17 protein-coding genes are annotated in these 18,878 nt (G+C 71.0%); 8 read left to right on the top strand and 9 right to left on the bottom strand.

Features of this window, described 5'->3' with window-relative positions; translation table 11 throughout:
- Nucleotides 1-28 precede the first annotated feature (28 nt).
- A complete protein-coding gene (locus EJ357_RS26040) occupies nucleotides 29-520 on the bottom strand; it encodes an inorganic diphosphatase (RefSeq protein WP_015658794.1) in 492 nt (163 codons plus the stop codon).
- A 79-nt stretch (nucleotides 521-599) separates the two neighbouring features.
- On the opposite strand from EJ357_RS26040, the gene dacB reads away from it, so the two are divergent.
- From dacB to folE, 6 genes are all read left to right on the top strand, one after another.
- Nucleotides 600-2,234 carry a D-alanyl-D-alanine carboxypeptidase/D-alanyl-D-alanine endopeptidase gene (gene dacB / locus EJ357_RS26045; RefSeq protein ID WP_175647534.1) on the top strand — a complete coding sequence of 545 codons (1,635 nt, stop codon included), beginning with the start codon at nucleotides 600-602 and terminating at the stop codon, nucleotides 2,232-2,234.
- Nucleotides 2,235-2,346: 112 nt separating this feature from the next.
- Nucleotides 2,347-3,471 carry a zinc-dependent metalloprotease gene (locus tag EJ357_RS26050; RefSeq protein ID WP_126394003.1) on the top strand — a complete coding sequence of 375 codons (1,125 nt, stop codon included), beginning with the start codon at nucleotides 2,347-2,349 and terminating at the stop codon, nucleotides 3,469-3,471.
- 373 nt (nucleotides 3,472-3,844) lie between these two features.
- On the top strand, nucleotides 3,845-4,906 hold the full coding sequence (gene tilS, locus EJ357_RS26055; RefSeq protein ID WP_407698527.1) for a tRNA lysidine(34) synthetase TilS: 1,062 nt from the start codon (nucleotides 3,845-3,847) through the stop codon (nucleotides 4,904-4,906).
- Nucleotides 4,907-4,981: 75 nt separating this feature from the next.
- Entirely contained in the window at nucleotides 4,982-5,542 is a 561-nt protein-coding gene (gene hpt, locus EJ357_RS26060) for a hypoxanthine phosphoribosyltransferase (RefSeq protein WP_126400047.1), read from the top strand.
- A gap of 206 nt (nucleotides 5,543-5,748) precedes the next feature.
- Nucleotides 5,749-7,788 (top strand): ATP-dependent zinc metalloprotease FtsH, encoded by a 2,040-nt coding sequence (ftsH, locus tag EJ357_RS26065; protein WP_126394005.1) that lies wholly within the window; start codon nucleotides 5,749-5,751, stop codon nucleotides 7,786-7,788.
- Nucleotides 7,789-7,932: 144 nt separating this feature from the next.
- Entirely contained in the window at nucleotides 7,933-8,538 is a 606-nt protein-coding gene (gene folE, locus EJ357_RS26070) for a GTP cyclohydrolase I FolE (protein WP_126394006.1), read from the top strand.
- 81 nt (nucleotides 8,539-8,619) lie between these two features.
- On the opposite strand, the gene EJ357_RS26075 is transcribed toward folE, so the two are convergent.
- The 6 genes from EJ357_RS26075 to EJ357_RS26100 all read right to left on the bottom strand — a co-directional run bounded on the left by EJ357_RS26075 (nucleotide 8,620) and on the right by EJ357_RS26100 (nucleotide 13,858).
- Entirely contained in the window at nucleotides 8,620-9,108 is a 489-nt protein-coding gene (locus EJ357_RS26075; RefSeq protein ID WP_126394007.1) for a DUF3180 domain-containing protein, read from the bottom strand.
- 56 nt (nucleotides 9,109-9,164) lie between these two features.
- Nucleotides 9,165-9,776: a 2-amino-4-hydroxy-6-hydroxymethyldihydropteridine diphosphokinase gene (gene folK, locus EJ357_RS26080; RefSeq protein ID WP_126394008.1), complete on the bottom strand. Its 612-nt coding sequence runs from the start codon at nucleotides 9,774-9,776 to the stop codon at nucleotides 9,165-9,167.
- Nucleotides 9,773-10,132, bottom strand: a complete 360-nt coding sequence (gene folB, locus EJ357_RS26085; protein ID WP_126394009.1) for a dihydroneopterin aldolase — start codon at nucleotides 10,130-10,132, stop codon at nucleotides 9,773-9,775. Before folB ends, folK begins: the two co-directional genes overlap by 4 nt.
- Before the next feature lie 388 nt (nucleotides 10,133-10,520).
- Nucleotides 10,521-11,024 (bottom strand): nuclear transport factor 2 family protein, encoded by a 504-nt coding sequence (locus EJ357_RS26090; RefSeq protein WP_126394010.1) that lies wholly within the window; start codon nucleotides 11,022-11,024, stop codon nucleotides 10,521-10,523.
- Nucleotides 11,021-11,926, bottom strand: a complete 906-nt coding sequence (folP, locus tag EJ357_RS26095) for a dihydropteroate synthase (RefSeq protein ID WP_126394011.1) — start codon at nucleotides 11,924-11,926, stop codon at nucleotides 11,021-11,023. Before folP ends, EJ357_RS26090 begins: the two co-directional genes overlap by 4 nt.
- Before the next feature lie 99 nt (nucleotides 11,927-12,025).
- Nucleotides 12,026-13,858, bottom strand: coding sequence for a phosphatidylglycerol lysyltransferase domain-containing protein (locus EJ357_RS26100; protein ID WP_126394012.1), 1,833 nt, complete (start codon nucleotides 13,856-13,858; stop codon nucleotides 12,026-12,028).
- Between the two features lie 243 nt (nucleotides 13,859-14,101).
- Here EJ357_RS26100 and EJ357_RS26105 point away from each other — a divergent pair, with 243 nt between their 5' ends.
- Both EJ357_RS26105 and EJ357_RS26110 read left to right on the top strand, forming a co-directional pair.
- On the top strand, nucleotides 14,102-15,220 hold the full coding sequence (locus EJ357_RS26105) for an alpha/beta hydrolase (protein ID WP_126394013.1): 1,119 nt from the start codon (nucleotides 14,102-14,104) through the stop codon (nucleotides 15,218-15,220).
- 191 nt (nucleotides 15,221-15,411) lie between these two features.
- Entirely contained in the window at nucleotides 15,412-16,938 is a 1,527-nt protein-coding gene (locus EJ357_RS26110; RefSeq protein WP_126394014.1) for a hypothetical protein, read from the top strand.
- Nucleotides 16,939-16,989: 51 nt separating this feature from the next.
- Here EJ357_RS26110 and EJ357_RS26115 read toward each other — a convergent pair whose 3' ends face one another.
- Both EJ357_RS26115 and EJ357_RS26120 read right to left on the bottom strand, forming a co-directional pair.
- The gene (locus EJ357_RS26115) at nucleotides 16,990-18,324 is read right to left on the bottom strand and encodes a PH domain-containing protein (protein WP_126394015.1); all 1,335 of its coding nucleotides are present in this window, start codon (nucleotides 18,322-18,324) and stop codon (nucleotides 16,990-16,992) included.
- The gene (locus EJ357_RS26120; RefSeq protein ID WP_126394016.1) at nucleotides 18,321-18,869 is read right to left on the bottom strand and encodes a PH domain-containing protein; all 549 of its coding nucleotides are present in this window, start codon (nucleotides 18,867-18,869) and stop codon (nucleotides 18,321-18,323) included. Before EJ357_RS26120 ends, EJ357_RS26115 begins: the two co-directional genes overlap by 4 nt.
- Between the last annotated feature and the right edge of the window lie 9 nt (nucleotides 18,870-18,878).

Below are 18,878 nucleotides of genomic sequence, written 5' to 3' on the forward strand. Positions count from 1 at the left end.
GTTCACGTGGCTGAGAGCCACCGGCGGCTCAGTGGCCGCCCTGGTCCTTGAAGCGCTTGTAGGACCGCTCGATCTCCGCCTCGGCCTCCGTACGGCCCACCCAGTCGGCGCCCTCGACGGACTTGCCGGGCTCCAGGTCCTTGTAGACCTCGAAGAAGTGCTGGATCTCCAGGCGGTCGAACTCGGAGACGTGGTGGATGTCACGCAGGTGCTCCTGGCGCGGGTCCGTCGCCGGGACGCACAGCAGCTTGTCGTCGCCGCCGGCCTCGTCCGTCATCCGGAACATGCCGATCGCGCGGCACTTGATGAGGCAGCCCGGGAACGTCGGCTCGTCAAGAATGACCAGCGCGTCCAGCGGGTCGCCGTCCTCGCCGAGGGTGTTCTCGACGAATCCGTAGTCGGTCGGGTAGGCGGTCGAGGTGAAGAGGCGACGGTCCAGGCGGATCCGACCGGTCTCGTGGTCCACCTCGTACTTGTTCCGCGAACCCTTCGGGATCTCGATCGTGACGTCGAACTCCACCGGTGGCTCCTCCATGATCAGCACATAGTTCTGGTGGTTAAGTGTCCCTCACGCAGGTGTGTGATCGCGAAAGGGGCTGGTGTTCGTGCCAGAGCTGAGGCCTTGGCGAGCCGCGAGACCGCATGTGACGCGGTTCGCGGGCGCCGTTCGACCGAGTCTGGCTCGGGCCGCCGAGGCCGTACGACCACGTCTCGAACGCACCGCGACGGCCGCGAAACCCCGGGTCGCACGGCTTGTCCGAGCCGTCTCACCGCAGGCCGCGCGGACACGCAAGCCGAAGACCTGGCAGTACACCGCGGGCGCCACCACCGCCGGACTGGCGCTGGCCGCCGGAGTGGTGACCGCCGCCGGCCCCTGGGACTCCACCGGTCAGCGTACGGCCGAGCGGGACCGGGCGGCCGCCCAGGAGCGCACGGGTGGCGCAGATCACGGCCGTAATGCCGATACGTCGGACACCTCCGGCACCGCAGGCCACGCGCCCCTTCCCGCCCCCAGCGCGGCCTCCGTCCTCACCGGCCTGGGCGGCGGCACCAGCAGCGTGAAGGCGGCCCCGAACGGCAAGGCTCTCGCCGGCGTCCTGGGCCCGCTCCTGGACGCCCCGGAGCTCGGCACCCGCAGCGCGGCGGTCGTCGACGTGGCCACCGGCAAGCGCCTCTACGGCGAAGGCGCCTCCGAGCCCCTCGTCCCGGCCTCCACCACGAAGATCGTCACCGCCGCGGCCGCCCTCACCGCGCTCGGCCCCGACCACCGCCTCACCACGCGCACCGCCCTGGAACCCGACACCAAGGAACTCGTCCTGGTCGGCGGCGGCGACCCCACGCTGACCGCCCGCAAGGAGGCCGACGGCTGGGCGAGCCTGCGCGAACTGGCCGCCGACACGGCCGAGGCGCTGAGGAAGCACGACCTGCGCGAGGTCACCCTCTCCTACGACACGACCCTCTACGCGGGCTCCGACCTGCACCCCATCGGGGTGAACGGCAACCTCGCCCGGGTCACCGCCCTGATGGCCGACGAGGCCCGCACCGACGACTCCATGAGCGGCCCGGTGCGCCGGGTGCCCGACCCCGCGAAGGACGCTGCGGCCAAGTTCGCGTCCTTCCTCGCGGACCACGGCATCAAGACCACGTCCCCCGGCCCGTCCAAGGCGACCAACCGCGCCGAGTCCCTCGCCGAGGTCTCCTCGCCCCCGCTCTCCGCCCTGGTCGAGCGCATGCTCACCAACAGCGACAACGACATCGCCGAGGCCCTGGCCCGCCAGACGGCCGTGGCCAGCGGCGAGCGCGCCGACTTCGACGGCGCCGACCAGGCGATCCGGGCCCGGCTGAAGAGGCTCGGACTCCCCGTGGACGGCGCGGTCTTCAAGGACGGCAGCGGCCTCAACCGCGAGGACCGCCTGACCGCCGGCCTCCTCGCGGCCCTCCTGGCCAAGGCGTCCGACCCGGCCCACCCCGAACTCCGCCCCACCCTCACGGGCCTGCCCGTGGCAGGCTTCACCGGCACCTTGACCAGCCGCTACACGGACGGCGCGGCAGGCATCGTCCGAGCCAAGACAGGCACCCTGACCGGCGTGAACACCCTGGCCGGCACGGTGGTCGACCAGGACGGCCGCCTGCTGTCCTTCGCCTTCCTGGCCACGAACACGACGGACCCCGGGGCGGCGCAGTCGGCCCTGGACAGAACGGCTACGGCGCTGGCGTCATGCGGCTGCCGCTGAGGGCGCGGCGGGCGGGCGCGGCCCGCGGCGCCGGGCCGCGCACAAGTCACCGCCGCTCGAGCCGACCCCTCACGGCCTGCCCCAAGTGGGAACGCTCACGTACGGTTGACGCATGACGAGCATCGGTGGTGCCGAGATGGTCGACTGGAATCTCGCGGTGGCGACCGCGACCCGGCTCGTACGGCCGGGCCCCGAGGTGAGCCGCGACGAGGCCAGGGCCGTCGTCGCCGAGCTGCGCCGACATGCCAAGGCCTCGGAGGGACACGTCCGGGGCTTCACTCGTATGGGCACGGACGACATCCACGACACCCCCGTCCTCGTCGTCGACCGCCCCGGCTGGGTACGGGCGAACGTCGCCGGGTTCCGCGAGATCCTCAAGCCCCTGCTCGGCAAGATGCAGGAGCGCCGCGGCGGCAGCCCCGGCGGCGCGATGCTCGGCGCCGTCGGCGGCAAGGTCACCGGCGTGGAACTCGGGATGCTGCTGTCCTTCCTGGCCTCCCGCGTCCTCGGCCAGTACGAGACCTTCGCCCCCGCCACCCGCGAGCTCCCGGCGGGCGAGAACGGCGGCGGAAGGCTGCTGCTCGTCGCCCCGAACATCGTGCACGTGGAGCGCGAACTCGACGTGCACCCCCACGACTTCCGTCTCTGGGTGTGCCTGCACGAGGAGACCCACCGCACGCAGTTCAGCGCGGTGCCCTGGCTGCGGGACCACCTGGAGGGCGAAATCCAGTCTTTCTTGGGGGAGACCGACGTCGACCCCATGACCGTCCTCGAACGCATCCGCGAGGCCGCCCAGTCGCTGGCCGGCAGCCGGCCCGAGGCCGAGGAGGACGACGGCGGACGCTCCTTCGTGGAACTCGTCCAGACCCCCGCCCAGCGGGAGATCCTCGGCCGCCTCACCGCGGTGATGTCCCTCCTGGAGGGCCACGCCGACTTCGTGATGGACGGCGTCGGCCCCCAGGTCGTGCCGAGCGTCGCCGAGATCCGTGAGAAGTTCCAGCAGCGGCGCGCCAAGGGCGCCTCACGGCTGGACATCGCCCTGCGCAAACTGCTGGGCCTGGACGCCAAACTCCGCCAGTACCGCGACGGCGAACGCTTCGTACGAGCCGTCGTGGACCAGGTCGGCATGGACGGCTTCAACCGCGTCTGGACGTCCCCGAACACCCTCCCCACCAAGGCGGAGATCGCCAAACCGGCGGATTGGATCGCTCGGGTGCACCGCAAGGCGGAGTCGTGAATCACGCGCCGAGTCGCGTATCTCATACGACAGTCGTGCACCGAATCCGGCCGACGGCAGTCGAACGCCCCTCCAATCACCCGTCCGAGGGACCGTGAGCCATGGGTAGGCGTGCAATGCTCGGGGAACGGCCCGGTTCTGTCACCATCTACACACTCTGAGTGACCGAGCTCGGGCTCACCCCCCGACAACTTCATGAAGGGAACCGGACATGGGTCCCCATCCTGCGGTCGCGGCGATACGCCTGGCGGTCCGCCGCGTCCTCCACGACATCCTCAACGAACACAGCCGCACATCCGACGCTCCAGCGCCCGGCAGCCCGCGCGCGACCTCCTACGGGACGTCGCCCGTGCCACCGCCGACGGCGCTGTCCGTGACGTCCGCCACCACGTTCGCCACGGTCGTGTACGACCCCACGAGCTCCGCGGCCACCGCCCCCGCCGCCGCGCGCGAGCCGTCGTACGAACCCTCCGGCGCACCCGCGCAGCAGCCCCCGCACACCCCCTCGTACGAGCGATCCCCCTCCCCGCTCGTGCTCGTGGCGTGCTCCGGCGGCGCCGACTCCATGGCCCTCGCCTCCGCGCTCGCGTTCGAGGCACCCAAACTCGGCATCCGCGCCGGCGGCATCACCGTCGACCACGGCCTGCAGCCCGGCTCCGACCTGCGCGCCGAGGAAGTCGTCCTGCGCATGCGCGAACTCGGCCTCGACCCGGTCGAGTCCATCGCCGTGACCGTCGGCCGCGAAGGCGGACCCGAGGCCGCCGCCCGCGACGCCCGCTACGCCGCCCTCGACGCCGCCTCCGCACGCCACGACGCCCTCGCCGTCCTCCTCGGCCACACCCGCGACGACCAGGCCGAAACAGTCCTGCTCGGCCTCGCCCGCGGCTCCGGCATCCGCTCCCTGTCCGGAATGGCCGCGGTCTCGGGGGCCGACGGCCGTTACCGGCGCCCCTTCCTCCACATCGACCGCCAGACCGCCCGCAAGGCCTGCATGGTCCAGGCCCTCCCCGTCTGGGACGACCCCCACAACTCCGATCCCGCGTACACCAGGTCGCGGTTGCGGCAGGAAGGCCTGCCCGCTCTGGAGAAGGCGCTCGGCAAAGGCGTCGTCGAGGCCCTCGCCCGCACGGCCCAGCTCTCCCGCGACGACGCCGACGCCCTCGACGCCTGGGCCCGCCAGGCCGAGGCCGCCGTACGCGACTCGGCCGGCCTTCTGGAGTGCGCGAAGCTGTACGCGCTGCCGCCCGCCGTACGCCGCCGGATCCTGCGCCGCGCCGCCATCGAGGCCGGGGCGCCCGCCGGCGCTCTGTTCGCCCGCCACATCGAGGAAGTCGACCGCCTGATCACCGGCTGGCGCGGCCAGGGGGCCATCAATCTCCCCGGCAAAGTCGTGGCTCAGCGCCAGGGTGGCAGACTGGTGATTCGGCAAGGCTGAAACCGGACCCTCCCACCGGCCCCTCACAGGGGGCGCGAGAGCGGCCCGGACCGGCCGGTGGGACGACCGAAAGTGATGCGGGTGGACGCGAAAGACATGGGCACCGACCTCAAAGAGGTGCTCATCACCAAGGAAGAGATCGACGCGAAGCTGGCCGAGCTGGCCGCGAAGATCGATGCGGAGTACGAGGGCAAGGACCTGCTCATCGTCGGCGTCCTCAAGGGCGCGGTGATGGTCATGGCCGACCTCGCCCGGGCGCTGTCCTCCCCCGTCACCATGGACTGGATGGCCGTCTCGTCGTACGGCGCCGGCACCCAGTCCTCCGGTGTCGTGCGGATCCTCAAGGACCTCGACACCGACATCAAGGGCAAGCACGTCCTCATCGTCGAGGACATCATCGACTCCGGCCTGACCCTGTCCTGGCTGCTGTCCAACCTCGGCTCCCGCGAGCCGGAGTCGCTCAAGGTCTGCACCTTGCTGCGCAAGCCGGACGCCGCCAAGGTCGCCATCGACGTCGAGTGGGTCGGCTTCGACATCCCCAACGAGTTCGTCGTCGGCTACGGCCTCGACTACGCCGAGAAGTACCGCAACCTCCCGTTCGTCGGTACGCTCGCGCCTCACGTCTACGGCGGCTGACCCCGCGGTCCGCGAACCCGGACCCGAAGGGCCCAACCCCCGTACGAAGATCGGGAACCCCGGCGGGCCCCGCGGCGTTGGAGCATGCAGACGGGCTTGTCGGCCCGCCCGTGCGGCTACGGGCGTCGAAGCTGGGGTACCGTCAGAAGAACTGTCTTATCAAACTCACTATGGCAGGAGGGACGGGGCGACACCGCTCCGTATGGATGGACGTGAAGCGATACTTCCGTGGGCCGGTCATGTGGATCGTGCTGGCCGTCCTTGCCGTGGTCGTGTTGATGCAGGTCGTCGGCTCGTCCGGCGGCTACAAGACGGTGGACACCGGCCAGGTCATTCAGGCGATCAATGAGAACAAGGTCGAGTCGGTCAAGCTGACCACCGGCGACGAACAGATCGTCAAGGCCCAGCTCAAGGACGGCGAAAAGGTCGAGGGCGCCACCAAGATCCAGGCGTCCTACATTGGCGACCAAGGCGTGGACATCGCCAACACGCTGCAGAACAAGTACCAGCAGAAGCAGATCCCCGACGGCTACACGGTCTCGCCGTCCAAGCAGAACCCGTTCGTCGGCATCCTGCTCTCCCTGCTGCCCTTCGTCCTCATCGTCGTCGTCTTCCTGTTCCTGATGAATCAGATGCAGGGCGGCGGCTCCCGGGTCATGAACTTCGGCAAGTCCAAGGCGAAACTCATCACCAAGGACACCCCGAAGACGACGTTCTCGGACGTCGCCGGCTCGGACGAGGCCGTCGAGGAGCTCCACGAGATCAAGGAGTTCCTCCAGGAACCGGCGAAGTTCCAGGCCGTCGGTGCCAAGATCCCCAAGGGCGTCCTGCTGTACGGCCCGCCCGGCACCGGCAAGACCCTGCTCGCGCGCGCCGTCGCGGGCGAGGCGGGCGTGCCCTTCTACTCGATCTCCGGTTCCGACTTCGTCGAGATGTTCGTCGGTGTCGGTGCCTCCCGAGTCCGTGACCTGTTCGAGCAGGCCAAGGCGAACGCCCCGGCGATCGTCTTCGTCGACGAGATCGACGCGGTCGGCCGCCACCGCGGCGCCGGCCTCGGCGGCGGTCACGACGAGCGCGAGCAGACCCTGAACCAGCTGCTCGTCGAGATGGACGGCTTCGACGTCAAGGGCGGCGTGATCCTCATCGCCGCGACGAACCGTCCCGACATCCTCGACCCGGCCCTCCTGCGCCCCGGCCGCTTCGACCGCCAGATCGCGGTCGACCGCCCGGACATGCAGGGCCGTCTGGAGATCCTCAAGGTCCACCAGAAGGGCAAGCCGGTCGCCCCGGACGTCGATCTCTCGGCGGTCGCCCGTCGTACCCCCGGCTTCACCGGCGCGGACCTGAGCAACGTCCTCAACGAGGCCGCGCTGCTCACCGCCCGCTCGGACAAGAAGCTGATCGACAACCACATGCTGGACGAGGCCATCGACCGCGTCGTGGCGGGCCCGCAGAAGCGGACCCGGATCATGTCGGACAAGGAAAAGAAGATCACCGCGTACCACGAGGGCGGACACGCCCTGGTCGCGGCGGCCTCCCCGAACTCCGACCCGGTCCACAAGATCACGATCCTGTCGAGAGGCCGGGCCCTCGGCTACACGATGGTCCTGCCGGACGAGGACAAGTACTCCACGACCCGCAACGAGATGCTGGACCAGCTGGCCTACATGCTGGGCGGCCGCGCGGCCGAGGAGCTCGTCTTCCACGACCCGACCACGGGTGCGGCGAACGACATCGAGAAGGCCACGGCCACGGCCCGCGCGATGGTCACGCAGTACGGCATGACCGAGCGTCTGGGCGCCATCAAGTTCGGCGGCGACAACACCGAGCCGTTCCTCGGCCGTGAGATGGCTCACCAGCGTGACTACTCGGAAGAGGTCGCCGCGCTGGTGGACGAGGAAGTCAAGAAGCTCATCGAGAACGCGCACAACGAGGCCTGGGAGATCCTGGTCGAGAACCGCGACGTCCTCGACAACCTCGTGCTTCAGCTGCTGGAGAAGGAGACGCTGGGCAAGGAGGAGATCGCCGAGATCTTCGCCCCGATCGTCAAGCGTCCGCCCCGGCCCGCCTGGACCGGTTCCTCCCGCCGCACGCCGTCCACCCGTCCGCCGGTGCTCTCCCCGAAGGAGCTCGCACTGACGAACGGCGCCAACGGCGCGACCCCGGCGATCAGCACCGCCAAGTCGACGGTCACGGAGCCCGCCCCGGCGACGGAGCCGGCCCCCGAGGAGCGTCCGGAGAGCTGACACCCCGGCCCCCGGTGACCCCACCGGGCCCGGAATGGATGCCGCGCCCCCCTGGTTCTAGCCTGGGGGGCGCGGCATTTTTTGTATGCCCGCAGTTCAGACGCGTGACCCACACGCGCCACCCGCACAGGAACGAGGCACCACATGACCGACCCCGTGACGCTGGACGGCGAGGGCAGCATCGGTGAGTTCGACGAGAAGCGCGCCGAGAACGCCGTACGCGAACTGCTGATCGCGGTCGGCGAGGACCCGGACCGCGAGGGGCTCAAGGAGACGCCGGGGCGGGTGGCACGGGCGTACAAGGAGATCTTCGCGGGGCTGTGGCAGAAGCCCGAGGACGTGCTGACCACGACGTTCGACATCGGGCATGACGAGATGGTGCTCGTGAAGGACATCGAGGTGTACTCGACCTGTGAGCATCATCTGGTGCCGTTCCGTGGTGTCGCTCACGTCGGATACATTCCGAGCACCTCCGGCAAGATCACGGGGCTGTCCAAGCTGGCCCGGCTGGTGGACGTCTTCGCCCGTCGGCCGCAGGTGCAGGAACGTCTCACTACGCAGATCGCCGACTCCCTGATGGAGATTCTGGAACCGCGGGGCGTGATCGTCGTCATCGAGTGCGAGCACATGTGCATGTCGATGCGGGGCATTCGCAAGCCGGGCGCGATGACCATAACGTCGGCGGTGCGCGGTCAGCTGCGGGACGCGGCGACGCGCAATGAGGCGATGAGCCTCATCATGGCTCACTGATACGCGGTATGGCCCGCTGGTACCCGGTGTGCTGACTCCGAGGAGCCCAGCCGCGGTGTGATGCGCGGTGCGCTGATCGCGCTACACCGTCGGCGCCGCCCCTGCCCCATTGTGCTCGTCGTCCTCCGGAAGCTTGCACACGCGCTCCAGGAAGATGGCCGCCGCTATCACGGCGATGCCGGCCAGGACCGAGAAGCCGGCGTAGATGGCCTGGTCGCGGCGGGCGGGGATGTCGAGGGACTCCAGGAGGAAGACGCCGGTGCCGCCGTACATGCCGGCGACGAGGGCGGCGACCAGGGCGCTGGCGTGGCCGAAGACGACCGCGCGGGCGGCCATCAGGGGGTCGACGCCCTTGGCCTCGGGGCGGCGTTCGCGCTGGGCCTTGAGGCGGGCGCGGATCGAGATCGCCGTGGCCAGGAGGACCACGGCGATCAGGGCGAGGACGATGGGTGCGGCCAAGGGGACGCTGGGCAGGGTCCCGACGGAGTTCCACAGGCGGGCGCCCGCCCAGGACAGGACTCCGGCGACGATGAACACACCGGCCAGCATCCTGATGCGCAGCTCTCTCACGGCGTCCCTTCAGCTCCCCCGACTACCCACGGAATGTGTCGTCTTGACCTTAACGACTATTCGGGCAGCTGGAGTTCCAGGTCCTGGCGCGGTACGACGCCTTCGCGGGTGACGCCGGCCAGAAGGTCGGCCACCGGGCCGCGGCCCGGCAGCTGCGCCTGCGGCTCGACGTCGTGCCAGGGGGCGAGGACGAATGCGCGCTCGTGGGCGCGCGGGTGGGGGAGGGTGAGGTTCGGGTCGTCGGAGACGACGTCGGCGTACGCGACGATGTCGACGTCGAGGGTGCGCGCGCCCCAGCGCTCGTCCCGTACGCGGTGGAAGGCCTCCTCGACCGCGTGGGCCCGCTCCAGCAGGGAGGACGGGGGGAGTGTGGTCTTGAGGACGACGACCGCGTTGAAGTAGGACGGCTGGCTTCCCGGCTCCACGCCCCACGGCTCCGTCTCGTAGACGGGGGACACGGCCTTGATGCGGACGCCGGGGGTGTCCTCCAGCGCGTCGATGGCGCCCTGGAGGGTCTCCAGGCGGTTCCCCAGGTTGGCGCCGAGGGAGATCACGGCCCGTTTGGGGTTGCTGAGGGTGGTGTCGGCGGCGTCGACCTGCTCGACGACGGAGGCGGGTACCGGCTGTACGGTCGGGTCGCTGTGACCCTCGGTGAAGGACGCGGTCATACTCGGCTCCGGGTGATGGTGACGGTCACGTCGTCGAAGGGGACCGTGATCGGCGCGTCCGGCTTGTGGACGGTGACCTCGGCCTCCTGGACCTGTTCGTGCTTGAGGCAGGCCTGGGCGATGCGCTCCGCGAGCGTCTCGATGAGGTTGACGGGCTCGCCCTCGACGACGGCCACGACCTCCTCCGCCACGATGCCGTAGTGCACGGTCTTCGCCAGGTCGTCGTCGGCGGCGGCGGGCCGGGTGTCCAGGCCCAGGACGAGGTCCACGACGAAGGTCTGGCCCTCCCTGCGTTCCTCGGGGAACACACCGTGGTACCCGCGGGCCTTCAGGCCGCGCAGCGCGACACGATCCACGCGAATCACTCCTGCAATCGTCGGTGACGGCCGGTCGCTGCCGCGTGCGGGCGGCACACCGGCCTCGAACGAATCTACCTGCGGGCACTGACAGGGCCGGGCCACGGGGGCGTGGGCCCGGTCCGGGGCCAGGAGGATTCATCGCGTGTTTCCCCTGGGGAATCCGGTGGCTCACGGGTTGGTAGCCGCGCCTACCCGTAGACGCGTGATTCCAACCACTTCTTGGTCCCGGCGGGGCCCCGCGGACCCCCTTGCGGGTGGCTCCCGGGGCGTCGTATCCGTGTGCGTCCCTGTATGTCCGTACGTTCCCTGGGTTTGGCCCTGTGGACGTTCCCGTCGATGTTCCTGTGGACGTCCCTGCGGATGTCTCTGAGGGGCGCGTACCCACTCAAGGGGTGTTGGCGTCGCCTTCTTCCTCGTCGTTTTCGGCCAGAACCGGGGAGGCGTGGTGCGACCACATCTTCCATCCGTCGGGCGTGCGCCGGAACACGTTCGTGGCGACCACGAGCTGGCCCACGAGCGGGCCGAGTTCCTCCCCGCCGTCGGGGGAGGGACCGCCGCTGAGGATGTTCTCGGTGCAGGTCACCAGGGCGGTGTCGCCGGTGACGGAGACGTGCACGTCGGTGAGGAAGAACTGGATGTAGTCGGTGTTCGCCATGATCAGGGCGTACGACCTGAGGACCTCGCCGCGTCCGGTGAGCACCGGCCAGCCGGGGTGCACGCAGGAGATCACGCCGCTGTCGGCCGGGTCGTGGTACTCCTCGTCGACGCCGAGGTCGGCCGGGGTGAGCCAGAGCGAGGAGAGCTCTTCGAAGTCGCCGCGCTCCATGGCCTCGTAGAAGGCGGTGTTGGCGGCTTCCACCTGTTCGACGTCGGTGTGGGGGGCGCTCACCGGGCTCCTTCAGCGCTGCTCGCGCTGGGCGCGTTCTCGGCGGTACGCGCCTCCTCGATGGCGCGTGCGACGCGCACCGCGTCCGCCGTGGCGCGCACCTCGTGCACGCGCACCGCCCACGCGCCGGCGTGCGCTGCCAGCGCCGACACGGCGGCCGTGGCGGCGTCTCGCTCGCGCGCGGGCGGCGGGGCGCCCTGGGGTCCGGCGAGGACGCGGCCGAGGAACCGCTTGCGGGAGGCGGCGACGAGAAGGGGGTGGCCGAGGCCGAGGAGCCGGTCGAGGTGGGCGAGGAGGACGAGGTCGTGTTCGCCGTCCTTGGAGAAGCCGAGGCCCGGGTCGACGACGACGCGGTCGGGGGCGATGCCGCCCTCCAGCACGGCTTCCACGCGCGCGTGGAGCTCGTCGGTGACTTCGGCGACGACGTCGGCGTACACGCCCTTGACGTTCCCGCCCTGCAGGAAGCCGCGCCAGTGCATGACGACGAAGGGGGCGCCGGCGTCGGCGACGACCGGGATCATCGCGGGGTCGGCGAGGCCGCCGCTGACGTCGTTGACGAGGGCGGCGCCGGCGGCGAGGGCCTGCTCGGCGACGGAGGCGCGCATGGTGTCGACGGAGACCGAGACGCCCTCGGCGGCGAGGCCGCGGACGACGGGGACGACGCGGCGCAGTTCCTCGTCCTCGTCGACCCGGGTGGCGCCGGGGCGGGTGGACTCGCCGCCGACGTCGACCAGGTCGGCGCCCTCCTCGACGAGGGCGAGGCCGTGCTTGACGGCGGACGTCGTGTCGAACCAGCGGCCGCCGTCGGAGAAGGAATCGGGGGTCACGTTGACGACTCCCATGACCGCGCACCGGTCCCACTCGGGAAGCCCCGCGACGCGCCCGCGTCCACTCTGCTTGCTCATGCGTTCAGCGTAGGCCCAAGCAGGGGCCGCAACGTGCGGTGGCCCGAGCGGAAGCGCGGGGGACGGGCTTCCGCTCGGGCCTGTTGCGGGTGGCCGCGCCTATGCGGCGCGGACCTCCCGCTCCGCCACCTGGTGGGGGCAGGGGCGCCGAGCGGCCGTGCGGCGGCGAAGGAAGCGCGGCAGCGGCAGTGCCAGGTTCACGAAGCCCTCCGCCTGCATGGCGGCGAAGCCGAGGCGGGGCAGGTCGCCGGAGGCCCGGTAGACGACGAAGCGGGGCTCCCAGCGGGGCTGGAACTTGGCGTTGAACTTGTACAGGGACTCGATCTGGAACCAGCGGGAGAGGAAGACGAGCAGGCCTCGCCAGGCGCGCAGCACCGGGCCCGCGCCGATCTTCTCGCCGCGTGCCAGAGCGGAGCGGAACATGGCGAAGTTGAGGGACACGCGCGCGATGCCGAACTTCGGGGCGGCCTGGAGGGCGGCCACGATGAGCAGTTCGTTCATGCCGGGGTCGGCCGAGCGGTCGCGGCGCATCAGGTCCAGGGAGACCCCGTCCGTGCCCCACGGCACGAAGTGGAGGATCGCCTTGAGGTCGCCGTACTCTCCCGGCTCCTCGTCGGCCTTGTGGGCCGTGGCGATGAGGCAGTCGCCGTCGGACGGGTCGCCGACGCGGCCCAGCGCCATGGAGAAGCCGCGCTCGGTGTCGGTGCCGCGCCAGTCCTCGGCGGCCCGGCGGATCCGCTCCAGTTCGGTCTCGCCGAGGTCACGGACACGACGTACCCGGGTCTCGTAACCGGCGCGCTCGATGCGCTTGACCATCTGACGTACGTTGCGCATCGCGCGGCCGGCGAGCGAGAAATCCGGGACGTCCACCACCGCCTCGTCGCCCAGCTCGAGGGCGTCGAGCCCGGTCTCGCGGGTCCACACCTCGGCGCCGGTCTCGGAGCAGCCCATGACGGCCGGGGTCCAGGAGTGGGCCTTGGCCTCGTCCATGAAGCGCTCGATGGCGCCGGGCCAGGCCTCGACGTCGCCGATGGGGTCGCCGCTGGCCAGCATCACGCCGGAGACGACGCGGTACGTCACCGCGGCCTTGCCGCTGGGGGAGAAGACGACGGCCTTGTCGCGGCGCAGCGCGAAGTGGCCGAGGGAGTCGCGGCCGCCGTGCTTGGCGAGCAGGGCGCGCAGGCGGGTCTCGTCGTCCTCGGTGAGGTGGGCGGCGGGGTGTTCGGGGCGGAAGGCGAGGTAGATCGTCGTGACCGCGGTGATCCAGCCGAGCGCGCCGAGGGAGAAGGCGACCGTCCAGGAGGTGTTGCCCTGGTAGTCGACCGGCCCCTCGAAGCCGAACAGGCCGTACAGGACGTGTGTGATGCGGTCGGCCAGGCTGGGGTCGCCCACCAGCGTGCCCGGGTGGGCGCTGACGATGACCAGCCCGAGGGCGAGGGAACCGGCGCTCATGAGGACGAAGTTGGCCAGCGCGCGCCACCTGCTGCGGGGGTCGGGCAGCGCCGCGAACTGGTCGCGGTGGCGCAGCAGCGCGGTGAGCAGCAGCACCGAGATGAGCACGCCCACGACGGAGTGGCGGTACATGAACTGCGCCACGGCTCCGGCCGGCAGCAGGACGACCGCCGCGCGCCAGGCCCGGCGCTTGCCGCGCTTGAGGCCGTGGGCGAGCAGCAGCAACAGCACGCCCGCGCTGAGCGACAGTGCGGCCGCGAACGGCCCGAACGCGCCCGGCAGGACCTCGGCGATGGCGTGCATACGGCTGTGCCGGAAGCGCGGGAAGACGCCCGCGGCGATGTTCAGCAGGCCCACCAGAGAGCAGGCCCTGCCGACGAGGGCGGGAACGGCCTCGGGGCGCGGGCCGCGCAGCAGGTGCCGTACGCGGCTCGTCAGATGGCCAACCTGGCTCGATCGTTGAGGAACCTTGCCCGACATTTCCACATCTGTCCTGACAGACATCGCATCCCAGTGTTCCGCGAGAGACCTTGGATCCGGTGCCGATTCGGGCATCCGGCGACATTGCGCCCTCTAGGACGGTGTCTCGAGGGGAGAGGTTCACTCGGCTCCCCAAAACCGTTTCAAAGGCCAAGGAAAGTCCGGGGCAAGCCCTTGCGAAGGTGCGGGGGAGACAGCGCGGGAAGCGCGATCCGGGCGGAAAGTGCGGACAGGTAACCATCGATGGGTCTCACGAGCGACAAGGTGCTGGCGCTGGCGGTTCTGTCCGCCGTAGGGCTGTTCGTCGGCACGGTGTGGCTGTGGCCGCGGCTGGCGCGGCGCGGCTGGCGGGCGGTGAGCGGACGCGTGGGCCTGTTGTTCTCCACGCAGTTGGCGCTCTTCATGGCGGTCGGCCTCGGCGCCAACCAGGCCTTCGGGTTCTACGCCAGCTGGGCCGATCTGTTCGGGCAGGAGAAGGACCAGGGCGTGGTCGTGGACCACACGCCGGAACGCGGGCCGCTGCGGGTCGTGGACACGCGCCGGGTGCCGGGGGCGGCGAGCTCCAGTCCGCGGTTGGGCGGTCAGATCCAGAAGGTCGACATGGTGGGCCGGACCTCGCACATCGCCACGCCCGCGTTCGTCTATCTGCCGCCCGAGTATTTTCAGCCGGAATACCGCACGCGCAGGTTCCCGGCGGCCGTCGTCCTCACCGGCTATCCCGGTACGGCCCAGGCGCTGGTGGACAAGCTCGACTATCCGCGTACGGCCGCCAGGCTCGTGGCGCAGGGCCGTATGGAGCCGATGATCCTGGTGATGATGCGGCCGACCGTGGCGCCGCCCCGGGACACGGAGTGCGTGGACATTCCCGGGGGCCCGCAGACCGAGACGTTCTTCGCGGCCGATCTGCCCGAGGCCGTGAGCAGCCACTACAGGGTGGGCGGCGGGCCCGGCAGCTGGGGAATCATCGGTGACTCGACCGGCGGCTACTGCGCGTTGAAGCTCGCCATGCACCATCCCAAGGTGTACGCGGCGGGGGCGGGGCTTTCCGCGTACTACAACGCGCCGATCGACGCCACGACCGGCGATCTCTTCCAGGGCGACGAGGAACTGCGCAATCGCGCGAACCTGTGGTGGTACCTCAAGCACATGCCGGCTCCGGACACTTCGCTGCTCGTCAGCAGCAGCAAAGTTGGAGAATCCAACTACAAGGCCACGCTGAAGTTCATTGAGCGTGTGAAGGCCACGAAGCTGACCCGCATCTCCTCGATCATCCTCGAAAGCGGCGGTCACAACTTCAACACCTGGCGGCGGGAGATTCCGGGGACGCTGGAGTGGATGAGCGGGCGGCTGAGCGGCAGGTGAGATGGCCGACGGCAGGGCCGCGGGACGGCCGTGGGGATGTCCGCAGAGATGGCCGACGGGGCTTTGTGATCTTGGTTCTTGGTTAATTCCGTGCCGGATCTGATTCCTGATGCCGTGTGAACGACTCGCGATGGCTGTCTTTTTACGGGGCGGGGCAACAAGATTCGCCTACGCGCGGTAAGTTTCTGGCCATGCCACGTGGACGTCACCGTCATTCCCCGCCCTTGCACAGGCTGCTGCCCCCGTCGGCGATCGCAGGCGTCTCCGTCGTCTGCGCCCTCGCCCCCTGGGTGTTCACCGAGCCCTTGGTGCTGCGCGGCCTTGCCGGGGCCGCCGCGGCGACGGCGGTCATTGGTGCGGTCGTCATGCGCCGCTGGGACACCCAGGCCGGCAAGAAGGTCGCCGACCTCACGCGCGCGCGTGCGAGCGACGAGTGGCGGTACGAGGAACGGGTCGCCGAGCTGGAGACCGACCTCGAGGAGTCCCGTGAGCTGCGCATGAAGCTGGAGCAGCGGCTGCGGGGCAAGCGGGCGGAGCTCGCGGGGCTGCGCAACGAGCACGCGGCGCTGCTGCGCCGGTACGCCACGGCGGAGACCGAGCGGGCCAGCGTCCTGGAGGAGCGCCGGGTTCTGGAGATAGAGGCGACAGCGCCCGCGCGCGCGTTGCCGCCGGCGCCGGTCGACGCCTCTTCGGCGCAGGAGACGGGGGCTGTGGCTGCCCCCGCCGAGGCCGAGGCGGAGGGTGCGGAGACCGAGTCCGCCGAGTCCGTCGAGTCCAACGAGGAGACCCCGGTGACTCCGGCGGTCTTCTCGCCGGAGGGATCCCGGCTGTTCCTGCGGGCCAAGGCGGCGTTGGCGCGGTTCGACGGGGAGGAGGCCGCGGAGGACGGCGAGTCCGTGCAGGTGTCCGAGTCCGCGCTGGACACCGAGCCGGTGCAGGTGTCCGAGTCCGCGCGGGACACCGAGCCGGTGCAGGTGGCCGAGTCAGCCAAGGGCAGCGAGTCCGCCAAGGACCAGTCCCCGAAGGACGAGCCTCCGAACAACGAGCCCCCCAAGGGCGACGGCCGGTCCAACGGCGAGTCCGCGAAGGACGGTTCGGGTGCCACCGGGGCGCAGACCGCGGCGGCACGGACCACCGAGGCCCAGCACGTCGGCGGATCCGAGAAGGAGCCCGCGCTGGAGGACGAAGCGCAGGGGAAGCCCGAGGCGGTCGACGGGCACCAGCGCGCGGCCGCCAACACCACGGCAGACGCCCTGACCAGGACGGACGCCCGCATCGGGACGGGTGCAGTCGCCGAGACGGATGCCGTCGCCAAGGCGGCCACGGTCGCTACGACGGACGCGCCCGCCGTGGCCCGTCCCGCCCTGCCCCCGGCCGGTTCGATCCCCTCGCAGCAGCCCGCGGGTCACTTCATCGCGCCGACCGCCGTGGCCGTCGTACCGGCGACGCCCGTACGGCGCCCGATGATCGAGGGCGGCTTCGACTTCTTCGGTACGAAGAGGGGGGCGGCCATGCCCTCCGCGCTGGAGTCCGTCCAGAACGAGGACCTCGCCGACGTCGTCGGCCAGGAGGCCCTCGCCCTCCACAAGGCCGAGTCCGAGGCCGAGTTCAAGCCGGCGGACGAGGAGTCCCGGGGGATCGGTCAGGTCATCGACCTGACGGCGCACGACGAGACGGAACAGATCGATGTGCAGGGGCTGCGCAGCGCGGTTTCCTGACGGCGGGCCCGGGTGACGCCGGTCGGTGTCCCTTCGGGGGCGTGAGCGGCCTCAGGCCATCCACCGGTCCGGCCGCGCCACCTTCCGTCCCGTACGCGACCTCTCCGCCTGCCCCCGCAGCAGTTCCGCAGCCTCCTCGGCGCCCCTCAGACGGGCTGTCACCGTCTTGTTCGCCCCGGTGTCCACATGGACGTCGGCGACGCCCCACACGCGCTCCCAGGGCCCCTGGGACAGCCGTACGCTCTGGACCTTCGCATGCGGTACGAGCGCGAGGCTCCGCTGGAACAGGCCGGTGCGGGCGGCGAACACCGCGTCCGTGACGGCCAGGCCGTATCCACGCCACCACAGCGGCACGCACCGGCTTGCCCGCCGCGGCGGACGCGACAGGGACGCGTGCGGGGGGACGCTCACGCCGGGCAGCACGCGCGCGACGACCGATTCGGCGACCTCGCGCGGCGCGACCGGCAGCAGGACCGAGTTCGACGAGCCCGCCACGTCCAGCTCCACCCGCACCCAGCCGCGCCGCCGCCACAGCAGCGGCTCGACGATCCGTACGGTCTGGACGCGGCCGGGCGGGACCGTCTCGTGCGCCCGGTCGAGCAGACCGTGGTCGAGGCGCAGCCCGTCCGGCGACTCGCCCACCGTCCAGTCGTACTCGGTGACGAACCGCCCCACGCTGCTCGCCCCCGCCGCGCCGAACAGCGGTACCGCGGCCGCGAGCACGGTCCACACGCTTTCGGTGGCCAGCCAGAGGACGGTCGGTACGACGACCGCGGCGGCCAGCGTCCCCCAGGTGGCGCCGGTCAGCAGGAGGGAGACGGCCAGGACGCCCGGCGGCACGCGCAGCAGTTGCTGGGACGGCGCCTCACCGACCTCGTGTGCCGTCTCGGGTGCGAAACCGGCGGCGCGTGCGAGGAGTTCCGCACGGAGCGCACGCGCCTCCTCCTCGCCCAGGAAGGCGAGTTCGTCCTTCTTGTCCGTGCCTATGACATCCAGCTTGAGCTTCGCCACGCCCGCCACGCGCGCGAGGAGCGGCTGGGTGATGTCGATGGCCTGGATGCGTTCCAGCCGGATGTGCGCGGTGCGCCGGAACACCAGACCGGTACGGATGCGCAGGTCCGTCTCGGTCACCGCGAAGTGCGTGAACCACCAGGTGAGGAAGCCGTACAGGGCGGCCGCGGGGACCAGCACGGCGAGTGCGAGCAGGAGGGTCGTCGTGGTCAGCCTGGTCAGCTGGCGCTGTGCCTGGTCGGGGTCGTGCACGGCCCAGCCGATCAGCACCGCGACCGGCGCCCACGCGCGCCTGAGCGGCGTCACGGGGTGCAGCCGCCGTTCGGTCACGGGTCGCAGCCCGCTTACGGCGTCGTCGACGCCGGGCGTCGTCACAGGCCCGCCGATCGTGCCTCGCCCAGCTCGGTGAGCCGGTCGCGCAGCCGCTCGGCCTCGGCCGGGTCGAGGCCGGGGATGGTGGCGTCGGTGGCCGCCGCGGCCGTGTGCAGCTGCACGCTGGCCAGCCCGAAGTGCCGCTCGAGGGGGCCCGAGGTGACCTCGACCAGCTGCATCCGGCCGTACGGCACCACCGTCTCCTCGCGCCACAGCACGCCCCGGCTGATCAGCAGGTCGTCGGCGCGCTCGGCGTAGCGCCACGAACGCCAGTTGCGGCCGAGCATCACCCAGCCCCATGCCATCAGCGCCAGGGGCAGCAGCGCGAAGGCCGCCCAAGCGGGCCCGGCGAACAGGCCGAGCACCACGGCGAGGCCGATCGTCAGCAGTCCCAGCCACACCACCAGCAACAGCCGGCGCATGCGGAGCAGCCGGGGCGGCAGCCCGGTCCACCTCGGCTCGTCCCCCGCGTGATCGCCCCCCACGCGCTCGGCCCCCGCCTGCCCGTCCTCCGCTGTCCCCGTGTTCTGCGGGCTCCCCGTCTCCATGAGGCCAGC

Origin of the sequence: Streptomyces cyaneochromogenes, from assembly GCF_003963535.1 — a bacterium.
Lineage (GTDB): Bacteria > Actinomycetota > Actinomycetes > Streptomycetales > Streptomycetaceae > Streptomyces > Streptomyces shaanxiensis.

What these genes read in the sequence shown, in the direction of transcription:
- ftsH (WP_126394005.1), top strand. Translation starts at nt 5,749, where the DNA reads ATGGACGTGAAGCGATACTTCCGTGGGCCGGTCATGTGGATCGTGCTG.
- EJ357_RS26120 (WP_126394016.1), bottom strand. Translation starts at nt 18,869, where the DNA reads ATGGAGACGGGGAGCCCGCAGAACACGGGGACAGCGGAGGACGGGCAG.
- folP (WP_126394011.1), bottom strand. Translation starts at nt 11,926, where the DNA reads ATGAGCAAGCAGAGTGGACGCGGGCGCGTCGCGGGGCTTCCCGAGTGG.
- EJ357_RS26050 (WP_126394003.1), top strand. Translation starts at nt 2,347, where the DNA reads ATGACGAGCATCGGTGGTGCCGAGATGGTCGACTGGAATCTCGCGGTG.
- EJ357_RS26105 (WP_126394013.1), top strand. Translation starts at nt 14,102, where the DNA reads ATGGGTCTCACGAGCGACAAGGTGCTGGCGCTGGCGGTTCTGTCCGCC.
- hpt (WP_126400047.1), top strand. Translation starts at nt 4,982, where the DNA reads ATGCGGGTGGACGCGAAAGACATGGGCACCGACCTCAAAGAGGTGCTC.
- folK (WP_126394008.1), bottom strand. Translation starts at nt 9,776, where the DNA reads ATGACCGCGTCCTTCACCGAGGGTCACAGCGACCCGACCGTACAGCCG.
- EJ357_RS26100 (WP_126394012.1), bottom strand. Translation starts at nt 13,858, where the DNA reads ATGTCGGGCAAGGTTCCTCAACGATCGAGCCAGGTTGGCCATCTGACG.
- EJ357_RS26110 (WP_126394014.1), top strand. Translation starts at nt 15,412, where the DNA reads ATGCCACGTGGACGTCACCGTCATTCCCCGCCCTTGCACAGGCTGCTG.
- folE (WP_126394006.1), top strand. Translation starts at nt 7,933, where the DNA reads ATGACCGACCCCGTGACGCTGGACGGCGAGGGCAGCATCGGTGAGTTC.